Origin of the sequence: Herbaspirillum sp. WGmk3 (assembly GCF_023952535.1) — a bacterium.
Taxonomy (GTDB): domain Bacteria; phylum Pseudomonadota; class Gammaproteobacteria; order Burkholderiales; family Burkholderiaceae_D; genus Herbaspirillum; species Herbaspirillum huttiense.
The window spans coordinates 149,619-168,611 of record NZ_JAKYWT010000003.1; the positions used below are offsets into that span (position 1 = coordinate 149,619).

Below are 18,993 nucleotides of genomic sequence, written 5' to 3' on the forward strand. Positions count from 1 at the left end.
ATGACGACTTCCCTGCGCAAACTCCTCATCGCCAATCGCGGCGAGATCGCGGTGCGCATCATTCGTGCCGCACAAGCCCTGGGCATCAAGACGGTAGCTGCCTGTAGCGAAGCCGATGCCGATTCGCTGGCCGCGCGCATGGCCGACGAAGTCCAACTCATCGGCCCGGCCCGCGCCGACCGCAGCTATCTCAATATGGACGCCTTGCTGAAGGCGGCACGCGACAGCGGTGCCGATGCCATCCATCCTGGCTATGGTTTCCTCTCCGAAAACGCTGCCTTCGCCGAAGCCGTCAGCGCGGCCGGATTGATCTTCGTGGGACCGGAGGCCGATACCATCCGCCGCATGGGCGACAAGGCCGAAGCGCGTCGTACCGCAGCCGCCGCCGGGGTGCCGGTGGTGCCCGGCTCGGCGGGTGAACTGGAGGATATCGCCAGCGCGCTGGCCTGTGCCGACGAGGTCGGCTATCCGCTGCTGATCAAGGCCTCTGCCGGAGGCGGCGGCCGTGGCATCCGCATGGCGCGCGATGCCGCCGAACTGGCGCGGGAGTTTCCGCTGGCGCAGGGCGAAGCCCAGGCCGCCTTCGGTTCCGGTGCAGTGTATCTGGAGCGTTTCATCCGCCGTGCGCGCCACATCGAAGTACAGATCCTGGGCGATGGCCAGCGAGCCGTTCACCTGTTCGAACGCGAATGCTCGCTGCAACGGCGTCGCCAGAAGGTCTTCGAAGAAGCCCCCTCGCCAGCGCTCACGCAGGAACAGCGGCAGGCCCTCTGCGACAGCGCCGTGCGCCTGGCCGCCCGGCTGCGCTATCGCGGTGCCGGGACGCTGGAATATCTGTTCGACGACGAGAGCGGCGAGTTCTTCTTCATCGAGATGAATACCCGCATCCAGGTCGAGCATCCCGTCACCGAGATGATCACCGGCATCGATCTGGTCCAGGCCATGTTGCGCATCGCCGGTGGCGAGCCGCTGGGCCTGCAGCAGTCCGACATCCGCATGCAGGGCGCGGCGCTGGAGATGCGCATCAATGCTGAAGATCCCGAGCGCAATTTCTTCCCCTGCCCCGGCACTGTTGCCGAACTGCAGTGGCCGCAGGGCGAGGGCATCCGAGTGGAGAGCCATCTCTATGCGGGCTATCGCATCCCGCCGTATTACGACTCGCTGCTGGCCAAGCTGGTGGTCCATGGCAAGGACCGCGCGCAGGCCATCGCCCGCGCCCAGGCGGCGGTTGCTGCCACGCACATCACCGGCATGGCCAACACCTTGCCCCTGCATCAGTGGTTGCTGGCCGATGCGCGCGTGCAGGCCGCCCGCTTCGATACCGGCGCGCTGGAAAGCTGGCTGGCCGAACGTGCCAACGCGCGCACCGCGCAACTTGAGGAGGCCTGAAATGAACCGCCCACAGACCGCCCCTGCCACGCCCATTCGCTACAGCATTGCAGGTGACGAACATCTCTTTGCGGAAGTATCGGAGTCGATGTCACTGGAAGCCTTCTTCCGCGCCATGGCCATCACGCGCGCAGTGGAACAGCTGGCATTGCCCGGCGTACTCGATGTCTGCCTGGCCAATGCCTCCTTCCAGATCCGCTTCGATCCCGACCTGATCCATCCGCTGGCCCTGCTGGAACAGGTCAAGGCGCTGGAAAGCAGCACCACGGCCGAGCGCCGCATCGATACGCGCATCATCGAAGTTCCGGTGCTGTATGACGATCCCTGGACCAATGAAACCCAGGCGCGCTTCCGCGACCGTCACCAGGATCCCGCCTCCACCGACCTGCAATACGCAGCGCGCATCAATGGCTACGACGAAGTGCAAGCCTTCATCGCAGCCCACAGTGGCACGCCGTGGTTCGTCTCCATGGTCGGCTTCGTGGCCGGCCTTCCCTTCATGTACCAGATGGTCGAACAGGACCGGCAACTGCAAGTCCCCAAGTACCTGCGTCCGCGCACCGACACCCCAAAGCTGACACTGGGACACGGCGGCTGCTTCGGGTGCATCTACTCGGTACGCGGTGCGGGCGGTTACCAGATGTTCGGCGTCACGCCTGCGCCAATCTACGATCCGCAACAGGGCCTGCCCTACCTGCAGGAATCGATGGTGTTCTTCCGCGCTGGCGACATCGTGCAATTCAAGGCCATCGATCGCAGCGCGTATGACGCCGCCATCGCGGCCGTCGATGCCGGTCGTTTCGACCTGCGCATCCGCCCGGCGCGATTTGATCTCGATGCCTTCCAGGCCGATCCCCAGGCCTGCATCCATGCTCTCAAGGAGGCCCTCCATGACGATTAAGGTGAAACAGCCCGGCCTGGCGACCTCGGTGCAGGATGGTGGCCGGGAAGGCTACTACCATCTGGGCATCCCGCCCTCGGGGGCGCTGGACCAGTACGCCCTGCGCAGCGCCAACCTGCTGGTCGGCAACCACGCCACCACCTCCGCGCTGGAGTGCAGCCTGCTCGGACCGCAACTGGAATTCCGGTCTGACGCCCTGGTCGCCGTGACCGGAGCGCGCATGCAGCCGCGTGTGGATGGCAGCGAACGCCCGCTCGATACCGCCTTCATGGTGCGCAGCGGCCAGGTCCTGAGCTTCGATTATCCGAAAGCGGGCGCACGCAGCTATCTCGCCATCGCCGGCGGCATCGATGTGCCGGTGGTGCTGGAAAGCCGTTCCACCTATGCGCTGGGTGCGCTGGGCGGGTGGCAGGGACGCAAGCTGGCCAAGGAGGATGAACTGCCGCTTGGCCGGGCCTCGTCGAAGGCGGTCGAGGGGCGTGCCCTGCCGCTGTCACTGGTGCCGGTCTTCGATCGCGAAGCCACGCTGCGCGTGGTGCCGGGGCTGTATATACATCGTCTCACCGAGGAGGCCGTGGAGCGCTTCTTTGCCGATACCTGGACCGTCGGCTCGGAAGCGGACCGTATCGGCTACCGCTTCAAGGGCGGCCAGGCGATGCAGTTCAAGCCACGCGAACAGCCCTTCGGCGCCGGCTCGGATCCCTCCAACATCGTCGATGCCTGCTATCCCATCGGCTCGATCCAGATCCCCGGGGGCCTGGAACCCATCGTCCTGTTGCGGGATGCAGTCTCCGGCGGCGGCTACGCCACCATCGGCACGGTCATCAGCGCCGACCTCGACCTGATCGGGCAATTGCAGCCCAACCACAAGGCGCAGTTCGTGCGGGTGACGCTGGAGCAGGCCCTGGAGGCCCGCCGCCAGTACCAGCAGCGCTTCCAGCGCCTGAGCAGCCTGCTGGGCAGCTGACACTTCCGCGCAGGTCACACCGCGTTTGACGCTTGTCCCCAGGCCAGTCCGCACAGGCGGCTGCCCTGGGGCCGGGCCCGGCTTTGCCTTCGTCTTCGTACTCGCAGTCGCAGCAACTTGCAGCAACTTGTTGGAACGTCCTTCTTGCCTCTCATCCGCCTCATTGAATCATTGCTTCAACGTCTCTGGAGAAACTGACATGGCCGGCCTATCACACACGCAGAACAAGGAAACCGATCTCTCCACCCACAGCGTTCCCGCCAGCGCGCGCATGGGCAAACTGTCGCTGACGATGGCCTGGTGGGCCGTCTGCAGCGCGATCTTCTACATCGTCGTGGGCGCATCGCTGGCGCTGACCTACGGCGCGCGCAATGCCCTGATCGGCATGGTGCTCTCGGTCATCAGCTACGGACTCATCAATGCCTGCATCAGCCGCTACGCCATGCGCACCGGCCTGTCGGTGGCCCTGTTCTCGCGCATCCTGTTCGGCCGGCTCGGGGCCTCGCTGGCCACGCTGATCTTCTTTTCCACCGCGATCTATTACGCCGTCTTCGAGGGCTCGGTGATTGCGGTGGCCCTGCATCATCTTTATCCCTCGCTGCTCTATCCGGTCGCGGCGCTGATCGTGGTGCTCTACAGCGTGCCGCTGGTGTTTGGCAGCGTGCAGAACTGGCTGGACAAGTTCAACGGCGTGCTGCTGCCGTTCTATCTGCTGGGCCTGCTGATGGCACTGGTGCTGGCGGTGAGCCAGTATGGCTACCAGCCGCAGTGGCTGGACTTCGGCCCGGCGGTGCCGCCGGCAGATGGCTGGTGGAGCTGCTTCACGTATTACATGGGCGTATGGGTATTGATGATGTTCACCTTCGACTATGCCCGCTTCGGCAAGCCGGAAGATGCGACGTATCACGGCCGCTTCAATTTCGGGATGCCCTTCTACCTGGTCACCATCCTGCTCAATGGCGCCGCCGGCATCTATCTGGCCAGCAGCATTCCGCAGGATGGCCCGCTGTCCGAGGTGTCGGTGGTGATGGCCATCCTCAAGCTGATGGGCTTCTGGGGACTGCTCTTCGTCTGGGTCACGCAGACGCGCATCAATACCGCCAACTACTATCTGGCAACGGTCAACATGCAGGCCTTCTTCGGCAACCTCCTGAGCCTGCACGCCTCGCGCCTGGTGTGGTCGGTGGTGGTCAGCGCAGTGGTCTATGCGCTGATGCTGGCGGACGTGTTTTCCTATCTGCTCAAGGCACTGGCCTATCAGGGCGTGTTCGTGGTGGCCTGGGTGGGCGTGGCGCTGGCGCATATTCTCACCGTACCGGATCACGCTGGCACCGGTGAAGGGTCGGCCGGCATCAATCGTGTCGGACTGGGGGCGTGGTTCTGCGGCGTGGTGCCGGGCTTCGTGCTGATGGAGATGGCAGGCTTCTGGCCATCGCTGTCGGCACCGCTGACCTTCGTGGCTTCAATGGGGGTGTATGCCTTGTGGCAGCAGCGGGGACGCGCGGGCAAGACCTGGCAGACGGCAGAGTGATTCCGTTCCGGTACAACACGAAGGCACCCGCGGGTGCCTTTTTTCATGGCTGGACAATCCTGCGGCCAGCCACCCTGCGACACCGGCCACCGAAGATTTTCGAGGATCGACAAAGCTTAGCGACGATTGCCCTGATTTGCCCGCCCGGCCAACTTATCCCGCCAAAAAGATCTTGATAGCCTCGACCGCTTTGACAGCGATCAGGAGCTTGATATGGCAATCATCGGTTTCATCGTGATGGGCGACCGCACCTCACACGGCGGGGTAGTGATGTCGGGTGATCCGACCTGGACGGTGGACGGCCAGCCCATCGCCCGCATCGGCGACAAGGTAAGCTGTCCGCGTTGCAAGCGCGTGGCGACCATCATCAGCAGCCGCTTCCCGACGATCATGGACAACGGCCAGCCGGTGGTCTATGACCAGGACGTCACCGACTGCGGCGCAATCCTCTACTCGCGGCACAACAATCACGCTGGCTGGGGTTCGCCAGATGAAGACGGCGTCCCGAGCGAGCCGCCGCAACAAAGCGCCCCGCGCCAGGCACCGCGCTTCCAGGAGCACTTCGTCCTGCGCAACAACACCACCGGCGAACCACTCGCAGGCGTGCCCTACCTGATCAAGACAGGTGATGGCCGGACGGTGGAAGGCGAGACCGATGCCCAAGGCCGCACCGATGTGGTCTGGACTGATTCCCCCCTGCCGCTGCAAGTGATCGCGCGTCCCAAACCGATGGGTGGCGATGATCCCTACCATGTGCCGGAGTGGCGTAGCGAGGATATCTGATGGGAGAAGGTATCTCGCCATCGTCCCGCCCAATCGGCCGCTCGGGTACGCACCAAGGCCCCAGAGGCCGCGTGCTGTCGCTCGACAATCCCATGGATCGGAGTTACCTGTGCGCGGTGATGTGCATGTGCAATCAGGGGACCAAGCTCAAGGACAGCCTCGGGCGGGCACTGAAGCAGCGCTGTACCACCGCCAGCATCTGGAATGACGAAGAGCGCAACCAGCTGGTCTGGCGCTACAAGGCCGAAGTCGGATACAGCATGGCAAGCCATCCGCCTGCGCCGCTGATGAGTCGGGAACAACCCAATCGTCCCAGCCGGTTTCCGCTCGGACGAGCCATGGCCGATGGGCTGCTCAAATGGCAGCTGGATGGCAAGCCGCAGAAGGGGCTATTGAGGATTCCGGACTGCATCATTCTTGCGACTACAGGCGAAGAGCTGGCCGCCATGCGGGCGTCGAGGAAGATTGATTGGAAGCGGCTGATGCCGGTGCAGGAGAATATCGAGGCGGTGGTGGAAATCAAATTCGAGGGAGATACCCTGAAACGCCATCAGCTCCTCGATTATCGGACTATCGCCGGTGAGCGAGACAAGTTTCAGATACTCGAAATAGCAGAATGCGATTGCAAAAGCAGACGGGAAATTCCCGAAAATAAGCCCGTACGAGTACCTGTCACCACTCCACTAGAAAGTGAACGGACGAAAAGAAGGCATTGGTTCCGACCAAATCCTCCTCCCCCCCATCCAATACCCGCACCTCAACCTGTGAGGCCAGATTATGGTCCGGTCGCTTCAGAAGCTGAAGGTGAATCAATAGTGGACTTCCTCAAAGGCGCGGCAGTCGTCGGAGGCAGCATTCTGGTCGGCGCGATAGCTATTGCGGCACTACCGCTGGAAGCCGCAGGTGCAGCAGCAGCTGCATTGGTCGTTTTGGCGGCGGGCACGAGAACAGCCAACGCGAAACCCATAGGCAAGAAAGACAAATACTGATGAACGAGAAACTTGCAGAAATCGAATCCCTGTGTCCCGATTTTCAATATGTGGACGACAACCGCATTATCACCAGCATAGGAATGACTGCCACATTTTATTTCTGGGGTGGACACACGTCGGAGAAGCGTCAAGCACTGGTTGATTTCTTCGAGGCGTACGAAGAGGCTTTTGGCATTCACCTGAAATGGGGCTGTGATCCCGATAGTTGGGCGACAAGAAAGTTTTCCAACGCCAGATTTCCGACACTGCGTGACCATGTAGCGGGCCTTGATGAGGATGACTGTGTCGAATGGCACCTCTCTTCCAGCGCACATCGTGAAGAGGTTGCGCAGTACTCGATCACCTGCCTGACTGAACGCGGTTGGCAGAGGGGATTTATATCGGATCTGCAATTCCAGCTACCACGCGATCACGCCTTTGATCCGCACCACCGCAAGACGCTTGATGAACTACTTTTACGCGCCATCGAAACACTGAAGCCGTTCCATGGTCGGGCAGGACTGGCTGCCATTCTTCCCGAGCAGGATGTTTCGTATGAGCCAGAAGCCTTCGACCTCGCCACGCGTTATCGCTCACTCTACATACCCGGTGCCGGCGACCTCATTCGCGCGCCTGTTGGTCCCAAAAGCATTGACTGGATCACTATCGTCGGCGACGTACTGGCTGAACGTATGGGCGGCGTGGATGCCTGTGCAGACTATTGTCGAGAGATTGGCGTAATACCTGTCCGTCACCGGCAAGCGCTGGTACTGCGTACCGGAGCGACGCCGGAAATCGGGCCTGTCACGCAGACTGTGCCAGCGGGCTATGTAAAAGTCGACAGGGCATTACGACCGTTGCGCGACGGTGCACATGGCTCAATGGGAGGCGGCTCCAGCGGCGGAGAAGTTCGCTTCAATCGTTGCACTTCCGATCAATGGATACGCCGCCTTGACCAGTTGGGTGCGTGGCCGCCGGCCACGCCACTGAGGCTGGGCAAAGTACTGGATGGCACTCAACCCATCAAAAAGGTACGCCTGAAAACAGGCCGACCCAGTCCCTGTTATGGCCGCTTCCACCGCCCTGGCACAGAGAAATTCGGCGTGATCCTGATGCCCGGCGACATCGCCCCCTACTGGCTGAACCTGGGACCGCACGGCGAATTTCTCGGACGCGAGGCCATCACCTGGGAACTGCTCGCCGAACTCTAAACCCTTGACAACCTGAGCGCAGCCCTCAAAAACCCTGCCTGGCCGTCGTCCATTCACCGCATTTTTTTCGGCAAACAGACTTGCCCCCTGCGGCGAATACCCTCCATAATCACCGCATGAATCACGGTGATTACACTTACCTCTGGCAGGCTCCCGACTGGCCCCGATGGCGCTACGACCTCAACGTCCTGGCCGCACCACTGGCCGAGGTGAGTCATGCGCAAGGCCTGCTGCTGGGCCGGCTGGCCGATGTGGGACTGGGGCTGCGTGATGAAGCCAACCTGCTGGCCCTGACCGAGGACGTCCTCAAAACCAGCGCCATCGAAGGTGAACAGCTCAATCTGGCCTCGGTCCGCTCTTCCGTGGCACGTCGCCTGGGTGTCGACATCGGTGCCTTGGCCCCGGTGGATCGCCACGTGGAAGGGGTGGTCGACATGATCTTCGACGCCACCACGCATCACCGCAAACCACTGACGGCCAAGCGTCTCTTCGGCTGGCATGCGGCCTTGTTCCCGACCGGCTATTCAGGGATGAGCGAAATCATCGTCGGCGACTGGCGCGATGATGCCCAAGGCCCCATGCAAGTAGTCTCCGGTCCACTGCATCGACAGAAAGTCCATTATGAAGCGCCCCCGGCCCGACGCCTGGCGCGCGAGGTGACGCGCCTGCTCAACTGGATCAATACCGCGAACCCGGTAGAGCCCGCCCTGCTGCGCGCGGGCCTGGGGCATCTTTGGTTTGTCACCCTGCACCCTTTCGATGACGGCAACGGACGCATCGCCCGCGCCATCGGCGACCTGCTGCTGGCCCGCGCTGACGGCAGCCCGCAGCGCTTCTACAGCCTGTCGGCGCAAATCCAGCGCGAACGCAAAGCCTATTACGAGATCCTGGAACGCACGCAAAAGGGCGACATGGATGTCACCCCCTGGCTGCTGTGGTTCCTGCAGATGCTGTCAGCTGCGGTGAGGCAGGCGCATCGCACGCTGGATGCGGTACTGGTGAAGGCCCGCTTCTGGCAGAGAATCGCGGGCACGCCGCTCAATGGCCGTCAGGTCAAAGTGCTCAACCGTCTGCTCGATGGTTTCGAAGGCAAGCTGACCAGCAGCAAATGGGCGGCGCTGGCGAAGTGTTCTTCCGACACCGCCCTGCGCGATCTCAATGAACTGGTCGCGCTGGACCTGCTGCACCGTTCGGCCGCAGGGGGCCGCAGCACGAGTTACGAACTCACGCTTCGCTGAATCAGCTCCACCGGCTCCCGCGCCACCCCCAAATAACTCTCCACAATCCTCTTGTCCGCCGCCAGCACCCCCGCCGGCCCTTCACAAACGATCTCCCCCATCTCCAGCACATACCCGTAATCGGCCACCTGCAAGGCCGCCCGCGCATTCTGCTCCACCAGCAAGGTGGCCACGCCGGTGCTGCGCAATTGGCTGATAATGGAAAGAATTTCCTTGGTGATCAGCGGGGCCAGCCCCAAACTGGGTTCATCCAGCATCAGCAACTGCGGCTTGGCCATCAAGGCGCGCCCTACCGCCAGCATCTGGCGCTCACCACCGGACAGCGTCCCGGCCGCCTGCTTGCGCCGTTCCTTCAACCGAGGGAACAAGGCATAGACAAACTCCTGCTGATCCAGATAGCCGGACTCGCCATTGCGCCGCCGCTTGTACGCACCCAGCAGCAGATTGTCCTCCACGCTCATGGACGTAAACAATTCACGCTTTTCCGGCACCAGCGACAGCCCGCGCGCCACGCGCTCCTCCACCTCCATCTGGCTCACATCCTCGCCCTGGAAGGCGATCCGTCCGCTGGCCGCCGCACCCGGCGGCATCGCGCCCATCATGGCATTGAGCAAGGTCGATTTGCCCGCGCCATTGGGCCCAATCACGGTCACGATCTGCCCGGCCCGCAGCGACAGCGCGGCCTCGGTCAATGCCGGCACCTTGCCATAGCGCGCCGAGAGCCCGCTGACTTCCAGCAACAGCGGCGCGCTCGCCGCACGCACTTCAGATTCCACGCTGGCAGGGTTCATCATGGTCGCGGCGGTCATCATTGGGCTCCTCCCAGATAGGCTTCCAGCACCGCCGGGTGGACCTGGATCTGGGCCGGCGTGCCCTCGGCAATCTTGGTGCCGAATTCCATGACCACGATGTGGTCCGTCAATTGCATCACGAAGTCCATGTCGTGCTCCACCAGCAGCACCGCCATGCCCTCGCCGCGCAGCTTGTCCAGCAATGCCGCCAGCGCCTGCTTCTCTTTCAGGCGCAGACCGGCCGCCGGTTCATCCAGCAACAACAGCGCCGGATCACAGCACAGCGCGCGTGCAATCTCCAGAATGCGCTGCTGGCCCAGCGCCAGGCTGCCCGCAGGGCGGTCAATCAGATCGCCCAGGCCGACACGCTCCAGCTGCCGCCGCGCCTCACTGAGAATGCGCGCTTCCTCCTTGCGATTGGCCCGCGCCAGGCTGGCCAGGATGCCGCGCTGGGGCGCGAACTCGCCGCGCCGGAACGCGCCCATGGCCGCGTTCTCCAGCACGCTCATGCCCGGCACCAGCCGCACATGCTGGAAAGTGCGCGCAATGCCACGGCTGGAGATCTCGCGCGAGGACAAGCCCGCCAGCGACTGCCCGCGGTAATTGAGCTTGCCGCTGGTAATGGAGAGCACACCGGTCACCAGATTGAACGTGGTCGACTTGCCCGCGCCATTGGGCCCGATCAGTCCCACGATCTCCCCGGCCTTCACCGAAAAGCTCACGTCATTGACCGCCACCAGTCCACCGAACTGCTTGCGCGCCGCTTCCACTTCCAGGATCACTTCGCCCCGCGCCGGCTTGGGAATCTGCGTCAATGGCGCAGCATCCTCTGGCAACTGGCGCGGCAGGCGACGTCCGAAGCGGGCCTGCAGACGCGGCCACAAGCCCTCGTTGGCGAACTGCAAAAAGATCACCAGCGCGATGCCGAAGACGATGGCCTCGAAATTGCCGCCGGTGCCCAGCACCCCCGGCAACCACTCCTGCAGAAAATTGCTCAGCACCGCCAGCAGCCCCGCACCGAGGATCGCTCCCCACACATGGCCGGCACCACCGACGACCACCATCAGCAAATAGTCGATGCCGTATTTCAAACCGAAGGGCGTGGGATTGACCGCCTGTTGCAGGTGCGCGTAGAGCCATCCGGAAATGCCCGCCAGCACGGCCGCGTAGACGAAGATGACGATCTTCAGCCGCGCCGTATCGACGCCCATGGCCTCGGGCATGACGGTGCCGAACTTGAGCGCACGCACCGCGCGCCCGGCCCGCGAATCGAGGAAATTGACCACCGATACCAGCGCCAGGATCACCACGGCCCAGATCAGCAGATACATCGAGGCCCCGTTGCCGAAGGTGAACTGGCCGATGGCAATCGGCGGGATGCCGTTGATGCCGTCATGCTTGCCCAGCATCTCCAGGTTGCCGAACAAGTAGTACAGCGACAGACCCCAGGCAATCGTGGACAGCGGCAGGTAGTGGCCGGAGATGCGCATGGTAAGCGTGCCGATCAGGAAAGCCGACAAGCCGGTCAGCCCGATCCCCGCCAGCAAACCGACCCAGGGCGAGAGTCCGAACTGCGTCGTGAGATACGCAGTCGTGTAGGCCCCGATGCCGACAAACGCCGCCTGCCCGAACGAGATCAATCCCGCCACGCCGGTCAGCAACACCAGTCCCAGCGCGACGATGGCATACAGGCCGACATAGGACAGCAGCGTGACCCAGAACGGTGGCAGGCCCAATTGCGGCAGTACCAGCACGATGGCGAAAAACAGCACCGGCAAGGCGGCGCGATGCGATGTGAATGCAGTCATGGCGGCGTCCTCAGGCTTCTTCGTCGATGTGGTGGCTGGTCAGCGAACGCCACAGCAGGATGGGGATGATGACCGTGAAGACGATCAGCTCCTTGAAGGCACTGGCCCAGAAGGAGGAAAAACTCTCGATCAGCCCGACGGACACCGAGCCCAATGCCGCAATCGGATAACTGGCCAGCCCGCCGAAGATGGCTCCCACAAAGCCTTTCAGGGCGATGATGAAGCCGGACTCATAGTTGACGATGGTGAAGGGCGCAATCAGGATTCCGCACAGCGCACCGATCCCCGCCGACATCGCGAAGGACAGCTTGCCCGCCTGGTTGATGCCCACCCCCACCAGCCGCGCGCCGAGACGATTGACGGCAGTCGCGCGCAGGGCCTTTCCGGTCAGCGTGCGTTCAAAGAAGACGTAGATCACGGCGATCAGGGCCGCCACCGTCACCAGCACGATCACGCTCTGCCCCGAAACCGGGCTCTCACCCAGAGTGAATTGCATCTCGGTGAAGGGCTTGGTGTTGGTCCCCTCGGGGCCGAACATCAGCAGTCCCAATCCGACCATGGCCAGATGCACACCGAGTGAGACGATCAGCAGCACCAGAACGCTCGAATGCGCCAGCGGCTGGTAAGCCACGCGATAGATCATGGGTCCCATCGGCACCACGATCAGCAGCGTCAGCAGGATCTGCCAGGGCATGGCCAGCGCTTGCAGGTCCACGTAGCGCGTCAGTGCGTAGAGCACCAGCGGCAGGCCGATCTGCATCGCCAGCAGCGACGGCAGGCGGCGCAGAAAACGCGCGCGCGTTGCGGCCAGGCGCAGCGCGTTGCCGCCTTCAACGGCCAGCGTCACACCGCCCAGCGCCACCAGCAGCAAGGCGGTGCCGGGGGCATGGCCGTTCTGGATGGCCGCCAGGGTCAATGCGCCGAAGGCGACGAACTCGCCCTGCGGCAGGAAAATCACCCGTGTCACTGAAAACACCAGGACCAGCGCCAGCGACAGCAGCGCATAGATCGCGCCGGTCGTGATGCCGTCCTGGATCAGCACGGTCAGAATGCTGGTATCCACTTGTCTCCTCCTGTTGATGCCGGCCGCCGCAGATCGGGCTGCGACTGGCCGGGATAGGCCCGGTTCTTGTCAGAGATGAACCTTTGGGGCTGCTTTCTTGTGTCTGGCGCGGAATACCGGATGGAGCATGAAGCTTTCTGCAAAAAACCGGATGGCTCAAGCCTGCGGCTTCTTCGCCACCAGGGTCAGGATGTCGTAGGACGCCACCAGCTCGCCGTCCTGGTTGCTCACCTCCACATCCCAGGCCACCACGCCCTGCCCCTGGCCGTTGGCATCCTTCTTGTTGCGGTCGATCTTGCGCTTGCAGGTCAGGCGCGCCGAGATGGTGTCGCCGATGCCGACCGGCTTGACGAAGCGCAGCGTGTCGAGCCCGTAGTTGGCCAGCACCGGACCCGGCGCCGGCGAGACGAACAGGCCGGCCGCTGCCGACAAGACGAAGTAGCCATGCGCGATGCGCTTGCCGAACGGCGACTGGCGTGCCGAGATGTCGTCGAAGTGCATGTAGAAATGGTCGCCCGAGAGGCAGCCGAAATTGACGATGTCGGCTTCGGTCACGGTACGGCGGTGCGTAGCCAGCGAGTCGCCGATCTGCAGGTCCTCGAAGTAGTGGCGGAAGGGATGGATATCCGATTCGCGCACCTTCGCGCCCCGCACGTGTTCGCCCACGACTGCGGCCAGCATGGTCGGTGAACCCTGCACCGCCGTGCGTTGCAGGTAATGCTTCACGGCGCGCGAGCCGCCCAGTTCCTCACCGCCACCGGCGCGGCCAGGACCACCGTGCTTGAGCTGCGGCAGGGGCGAGCCGTGGCCGGTGGATTCCGGAGCCGCTTCGCGATCGAGCACCAGCAGACGGCCATGCCAGGCAGCGGCCGCAGGAATGGCACGCGCCGCCACCGATGGACTGCGCGTGACCAGGCTGGCCACCAGGCTGCCGCGTCCGCGTGCGGCCAGCGCCAGGGCTTCATCGAGATCGTCATAAGGCATCAGTGTGCTGACCGGACCGAAGGCCTCCACTTCATGCACCGGGCTGCCGGCGGAGGTATCACGGGCCAGCAACAGGGTCGGTGCAAAGAACGCGCCCTCGCCCACGCCTTCGCCTTGCGGCTGGAAGCTGCTGCCCGCACCCAGGATCAGCTCGGCACTTTGTTTCAGCAAGGCCACGCGTTCTTCCACATCACGTTGCTGTGCGCGTGAGGCCAGCGGCCCCATGCGCACCGACTCCAGCGCAGGGTCGCCGATCACGGTCTTCGACAGGCGCGCGACGAGTTTTTCCGAAATTGCATCTAAGTGTTGGCGCGGCACGATGGCACGGCGAATGGCGGTACATTTCTGGCCGGCCTTGGTGGTCATCTCGCGCGCCACCTCCTTGACGAAGAGATCGAATTCTTCATCGTCGGCATTGACGTCAGGGCCAAGAATCGCGCAGTTCAACGAATCGGCTTCGGCATTGAAGGGAATGGAATTCGCAATCAGGTTGGGATGCGCCCGCAGCTTGGCCGCCGTATCGGCCGAGCCGGTAAAGGTCACCACGTCCTGCGCCTGCAGGCGGTCGAGCAGGTCGCCGGTGCTGCCGATGACCAGTTGCAGGCTGCCCTCGGGCAGCAGGCCGGATTGCTGGATCAGGCGCACCGCCGCTTCAGCCAGATAGCTGGTGGCAGTGGCCGGCTTGACGATGCAGGGCATGCCGGCCAGGAAGGTCGGGGCGAATTTCTCCAGCATGCCCCAGACCGGGAAATTGAACGCATTGATGTGCACCGCTACGCCTCCACGCGGCACCAGGATGTGCGTCCCGGCGAAGCGGCCCTGCTTGCCCAGCGAGATGGCCGGGCCTTCGTGGACCAGGTTGGACGAGGGGAATTCATTGGTGCCGATGCTGGCATAGGTGAACAGCGTGCCGCTGCCGCCTTCGATGTCGATCCAGCTGTCGGTGCGGGTCGCGCCCGTGTGGGCGGAGACGGCGTAGAGCGTTTCCTTGTGCTCGACCAGGTACTTGGCCAGCGCCTTGAGGATCGCTGCACGTTGCTGGAAGTCCAGCTGCATCAGCGCCGGCAGGCCCTTCTTGCGGGCGTGCTCCAGCGCTTCGCCGAAGTCGATGGATTCCTGGTGGGTGCTGGCGACGGTGTGGCCATTGACTGCGCTGTGCAGTGCCTGGGCCGGGCTTTCACCGAACCAGCGGCCGGCGATGAAACTCTGGAGCAGAGGGGGACGGGTAGTCATCGGGGACTCCTGATTTGCATAGTGGATGAGCTTTACAAAATGAGGCAGCAGCGGCGGTTACATCCGTCACCACCGGCCGTTCGACCTGAGTAGCGGCGCAGCCGCGTATCGAAGGCGTGGCTACGGTACAAACTCCGCAGCGCCTTCGATACGGCCCGTCGGGCCTACTCAGGTCGAACGGTCAGTGGTGCGCGAGCGTATTCGTTGTTGCTGCTCAGGGCTGGTACTGCCAGGCGCCATCAACGATCTTGACCATCACCGAAGCACGCTGGTCCAGGCCCAGGTGATCGGTGGCCGACATGTTGTAGACGCCATGCACGCCGGTGACTTCCTTGGTGGCTTCCAGCGCATCGCGCAGGGCGGCGCGGAATTCCGGCGTACCCGGCTTGCCGCGCTTCAAGGCCACGGGGATGGCCGACTGCAGCAGTACGCCCGCATCCCAGGCATAGCCGCCGAAGAGCGAGACGCTGTCCTTGCCATGCGCGGCTTCATACTTGGCGGTGTAGTCCAGCGCCACCTTGCGAATGGGGTTGGCCGCAGGAAGCTGCGCCGCTACCAGCACGGGGCCGGCCGGCAGCAGGGTGCCGTCGAGCATCTTGCCGCCCACGCGCAGGAAGTCGGCATTGGCCACGCCGTGGGTCTGGTAGATCTGGCCCTTGAAGCCGCGCTCCTTCAAGGCACGCTGCGGCACCACGGCCGGGGTGCCGGAGGCGGCGATGAGGATGGCATCCGGCTTGGCCGCCACCAGCTTCAGGGCTTGCGCGGTGGCCGAGGTATCGTTGGGGGCGAAGCGTTCATTGGCCACCAGTTCCAGTTTCTTGAGGCCGGCGGCCTTCTTGAATTCTTCGTACCAGCCTTCGCCATAGGCGTTGGAATAACCGATGAAGGCAATGCGCTGGTAGCCGCGCGCCACCATGTCCTTGGCGATGGCCAGCGACATCATGATGTCGTTCTGCGGGGTCTTGAAGACCCACTTCTTCTTGGCGTCCATGGGCTCGACGATGCGCGCGGCGGCGGCCAGCGAGATCATCGGCGTCTGCGCTTCGGCGGCCACTTCGATCATCGAGATCGAGTTGGGGCTCACCGACGAACCGACGATCACATCCACATTGTTTTCGGAGACGAAGCGGCGTGCGTTCTTGACCGCCTGCGTGGTGTCGGAGGCGTCATCGAGGACGATGTAGTTGATCTTCTGCCCGCCGATGGTGGCAGGCAGAAGTGCGATGGTGTTTTTTTCGGGGATGCCCAGCGAAGCGGCCGGGCCGGTGGTAGATACGGTGACGCCGACGTTGATGTCGGCGTGTGCGACGAGCGCGCAGCCGGCCAAAGCCAGCGCCAGCAAAGGGCGAGCAAACTGCATGGAGGTCTCCTTGATGATTTTGTCATTGTGGTGCTGCATGCCTGCAATGACGCTACCGATCAAGGGCTCACGTCATCGTTTCTTCTTTTCGGTGCCTTCCAGGCTGACGGCACCGATTCCGCCAAACAGCAAATCGGACACGACCACGGCCATGCGTTCATGGGTCAGTTCGCCCTCGGGCTTGAACCACATGAACATCCAGTTGATCATGCCGAACAACAGCATGGCCAGCGGCTTGGCCATGCGGCTGCGATCCAGTTCCGGCCGCACCGCGCACATGGCCTCGGCCACCGCCTTGACCACCTTGCGCTCGCCGGTGAGGATGCGCTTCTGGTCTCCCGGTTCCAGGAAACGCACGTCCTCGGTCAGGACGCGATGCTCGTTCTGGGCATCGCGGTATTCCTCCACGAAGCGCTGGATCAGCAGGCGCAAGCGCGGCTCGGGCTCCAGCTCCTGCTGCGCAACTTCATCGACCAGCGCACAGAGGCGATCGATGTGGTCTTCGCAGATGTGCATCAACAACTGGTGCTTGTCGGCAAAGTAGTGATACAGCGACGCCTTGGACAGGCCGCACGCCAGCGCCACCTCATTCATCGATGTGCCCACGAAACCATTGCGCGCGAACAAGGCTGCCGCCTGTTCGATGATGGTCTCGCGCTGGTTGTCGTATCCCGCTGCTCGCTTGCGTGGCATAAATGCTTCCTCGTCGATATTTCCGCAAAGTCATGATTGTGCCGTAAATCAAAACTCTTACGAAACATCTATCGGAGACATCCCGCTCTGCCAGCCTCCCTGCCCTGCCTCAACTTCCCTGCGCCCTGACCACGGTCAGAAAAAATCTTCAAAACATTATTGACCAACCGGTCGGTCGAAATTATTATTCCTCAAAAAACAGCGGCAGGCAAATGCTTTTTTCCATGCGTTTCAAGCGGGAAAGACAAGCAAAGCCCGGCACGCTGCAACCACAAGCGGCTGGCGCCTGCAGTGAAAGCGCTGGCCAAGGAGACGCTGTGCCCTGTTACTCGATCGAAGGCGTGATCCCGGTGGTCGACCCGGCCGCCTATGTCCATCCCACGGCGGTGCTGATTGGCGACGTTATCGTCGGTCCCGATTGCTACGTCGGCCCGGCCGCCTGCCTGCGCGGCGACTTCGGCCGCATCGTGCTGGAACGCGGTGCCAACGTGCAGGACACCTGCGTGGTGCACGGCTTCCCCGGCCATGCCACGGTGGTCGGCGAGAACGGCCACATCGGCCATGGTGCGGTGCTGCACAGCTGCACCGTCGAACGTGATGCGCTGGTGGGCATGAATGCGGTGGTGATGGATGAGGCAGTGGTGGGCGCACAGTCCATCGTGGCGGCCTGCGCTTTCGTGCGCGCCGGCATGCAGATTCCCCCGCGTACCCTGGTGGCCGGTTTGCCGGCCAAGGTGGTGCGCGCCCTGACGGAAGAAGAGATGGCCTGGAAACGGGCCGGTACCGAGACCTATCACGACCTCGCCAAGCGCAGCCTGAAGAGCCTGCGGGAGGTCAGCCCCCTGGCGCAGATCGAAGAGGACCGGCCGAGCCTGGCCGCGCCCTTCGTCGAACCGCTGATCGCAGCCAGGCGGGCCTAGCAGACGGCATCAGATTTTTTTCAGTTTCAAGATTCACGCCTACACCTCACGCAGACGCAGGGCCGGTCCCTGCGGCAAGGACCGCGTTCGTCCTGCCTCCGCGTGATCCACCTTCATGGAGAAGCAGCATGTATGCACAACTCGTAGAAACCGGACTGGCCAAGGTGCGCAGCGCCGATGACATGTCCCCCGAAGAACAGGCTTTCCAGGCGCGCATCGATGCGGGCGTCAAGATCGAGCCCAAGGACTGGATGCCCGAGGCCTATCGCAAGACTCTGGTGCGCCAGATCTCGCAGCACGCCCACTCGGAAATCGTCGGCCAGTTGCCCGAGGCCAACTGGGTCACACGCGCCCCGACCCTGGAGCGCAAGGCCATCCTGCTGGCCAAGATCCAGGACGAAGCCGGGCACGGCCTCTACCTCTACAGCGCGGCAGAAACCCTGGGCGTGTCGCGCGATGCGCTGCTGGGCGACCTGCATTCCGGCAAGGCCAAGTACTCCAGCATCTTCAACTACCCGACCCTGAGCTGGGCCGACATGGGGGCCATCGGCTGGCTGGTGGATGGCTCGGCCATCATCAACCAGATCCCGCTGTGCCGCTGTTCCTACGGTCCGTATTCGCGCGCCATGGTGCGCGTGTGCAAGGAGGAATCCTTCCACGCCCGCCAGGGCTACGACATCATGCTGGCGCTGTGCCGTGGTACGCCCGAGCAGAAGCAGATGGCGCAGGATGCGCTGAACCGCTGGTGGTGGCCGGCGCTGATGATGTTCGGTCCCTCCGATGCGGAATCGGTCAACAGCGCGCAATCGATGCAGTGGCGCATCAAGCTCTTCTCCAATGACGAACTGCGCCAGCGCATGGTCGACCAGACCATCCCGCAGATCGAATACCTGGGCCTGACCGTGCCCGACCCCGATCTCAAGTGGAACGAAGAACGTGGCCGCTACGACTTCGGTGAAATCAACTGGGACGAATTCCACAACGTCCTGCGCGGCAATGGCCCCTGCAACCGCGAACGCCTGGCCACCCGCAAGAAAGCCTATGACGACGGTGCGTGGTTCCGCGATGCGCTGGTGGCGCACGCCGACAAGCGTGCCGCGCGCAAGGCGGCGTGATTCGCCCATCGTCTGTTTCTGAATCGCTTCATCTC

16 protein-coding genes are annotated in these 18,993 nt (G+C 63.2%); 10 read left to right on the forward strand and 6 right to left on the reverse strand.

Features of this window, described 5'->3' with window-relative positions; all coding sequences use genetic code 11:
- The 8 genes from MKD49_RS12635 (at window position 1) to MKD49_RS12670 (ending at window position 8,991) form a co-directional block, all read left to right on the forward strand.
- Entirely contained in the window at window positions 1-1,389 is a 1,389-nt protein-coding gene (locus MKD49_RS12635) for an acetyl-CoA carboxylase biotin carboxylase subunit (RefSeq protein WP_252696460.1), read from the forward strand.
- A 1-nt stretch (window position 1,390) separates the two neighbouring features.
- The gene (locus MKD49_RS12640) at window positions 1,391-2,290 is read left to right on the forward strand and encodes an allophanate hydrolase subunit 1 (RefSeq protein ID WP_204727029.1); all 900 of its coding nucleotides are present in this window, start codon (window positions 1,391-1,393) and stop codon (window positions 2,288-2,290) included.
- Complete coding sequence (locus MKD49_RS12645) at window positions 2,280-3,257, forward strand: biotin-dependent carboxyltransferase family protein (RefSeq protein ID WP_209569328.1); 978 nt, start codon at window positions 2,280-2,282, stop codon at window positions 3,255-3,257. The genes MKD49_RS12640 and MKD49_RS12645 overlap by 11 nt, the downstream gene beginning before the upstream one ends.
- Before the next feature lie 199 nt (window positions 3,258-3,456).
- Window positions 3,457-4,788, forward strand: a complete 1,332-nt coding sequence (locus tag MKD49_RS12650; RefSeq protein WP_252696461.1) for a cytosine permease — start codon at window positions 3,457-3,459, stop codon at window positions 4,786-4,788.
- Window positions 4,789-5,001: 213 nt separating this feature from the next.
- Entirely contained in the window at window positions 5,002-5,571 is a 570-nt protein-coding gene (locus MKD49_RS12655; protein ID WP_252696462.1) for a PAAR domain-containing protein, read from the forward strand.
- A gap of 71 nt (window positions 5,572-5,642) precedes the next feature.
- Window positions 5,643-6,560: a hypothetical protein gene (locus MKD49_RS12660; protein ID WP_252696463.1), complete on the forward strand. Its 918-nt coding sequence runs from the start codon at window positions 5,643-5,645 to the stop codon at window positions 6,558-6,560.
- Window positions 6,560-7,753, forward strand: a complete 1,194-nt coding sequence (locus MKD49_RS12665; protein WP_252696464.1) for a type VI immunity family protein — start codon at window positions 6,560-6,562, stop codon at window positions 7,751-7,753. Before MKD49_RS12660 ends, MKD49_RS12665 begins: the two co-directional genes overlap by 1 nt.
- 116 nt (window positions 7,754-7,869) lie before the next feature.
- Window positions 7,870-8,991, forward strand: coding sequence for a Fic family protein (locus MKD49_RS12670; protein WP_252696465.1), 1,122 nt, complete (start codon window positions 7,870-7,872; stop codon window positions 8,989-8,991).
- Here MKD49_RS12670 and MKD49_RS12675 read toward each other — a convergent pair.
- From MKD49_RS12675 to MKD49_RS12700, 6 genes are all read right to left on the reverse strand, one after another.
- Window positions 8,970-9,803 (reverse strand): ABC transporter ATP-binding protein, encoded by an 834-nt coding sequence (locus tag MKD49_RS12675; RefSeq protein ID WP_252696466.1) that lies wholly within the window; start codon window positions 9,801-9,803, stop codon window positions 8,970-8,972. The two genes, MKD49_RS12670 and MKD49_RS12675, sit on opposite strands and share 22 nt — an antisense overlap.
- Entirely contained in the window at window positions 9,800-11,590 is a 1,791-nt protein-coding gene (locus tag MKD49_RS12680; RefSeq protein WP_252696467.1) for an ATP-binding cassette domain-containing protein, read from the reverse strand. Before MKD49_RS12680 ends, MKD49_RS12675 begins: the two co-directional genes overlap by 4 nt.
- Window positions 11,591-11,600: 10 nt before the next feature.
- Entirely contained in the window at window positions 11,601-12,653 is a 1,053-nt protein-coding gene (locus MKD49_RS12685) for a branched-chain amino acid ABC transporter permease (protein WP_252696468.1), read from the reverse strand.
- Between the two features lie 156 nt (window positions 12,654-12,809).
- Window positions 12,810-14,870 carry a phenylacetic acid degradation bifunctional protein PaaZ gene (paaZ, locus tag MKD49_RS12690; protein WP_252696469.1) on the reverse strand — a complete coding sequence of 687 codons (2,061 nt, stop codon included), beginning with the start codon at window positions 14,868-14,870 and terminating at the stop codon, window positions 12,810-12,812.
- A gap of 214 nt (window positions 14,871-15,084) precedes the next feature.
- On the reverse strand, window positions 15,085-16,230 hold the full coding sequence (locus tag MKD49_RS12695; protein ID WP_204727025.1) for an ABC transporter substrate-binding protein: 1,146 nt from the start codon (window positions 16,228-16,230) through the stop codon (window positions 15,085-15,087).
- A gap of 72 nt (window positions 16,231-16,302) precedes the next feature.
- Complete coding sequence (locus tag MKD49_RS12700) at window positions 16,303-16,923, reverse strand: TetR/AcrR family transcriptional regulator (protein ID WP_252696470.1); 621 nt, start codon at window positions 16,921-16,923, stop codon at window positions 16,303-16,305.
- Window positions 16,924-17,240: 317 nt separating this feature from the next.
- Between MKD49_RS12700 and MKD49_RS12705 the strand changes: the two genes are divergently transcribed.
- The gene (locus MKD49_RS12705) at window positions 17,241-17,843 is read left to right on the forward strand and encodes a phenylacetic acid degradation protein PaaY (RefSeq protein WP_252696471.1); all 603 of its coding nucleotides are present in this window, start codon (window positions 17,241-17,243) and stop codon (window positions 17,841-17,843) included.
- Window positions 17,844-17,971: 128 nt separating this feature from the next.
- Window positions 17,972-18,958: a 1,2-phenylacetyl-CoA epoxidase subunit PaaA gene (gene paaA, locus MKD49_RS12710; RefSeq protein WP_039786318.1), complete on the forward strand. Its 987-nt coding sequence runs from the start codon at window positions 17,972-17,974 to the stop codon at window positions 18,956-18,958.
- Window positions 18,959-18,993 lie beyond the last annotated feature (35 nt).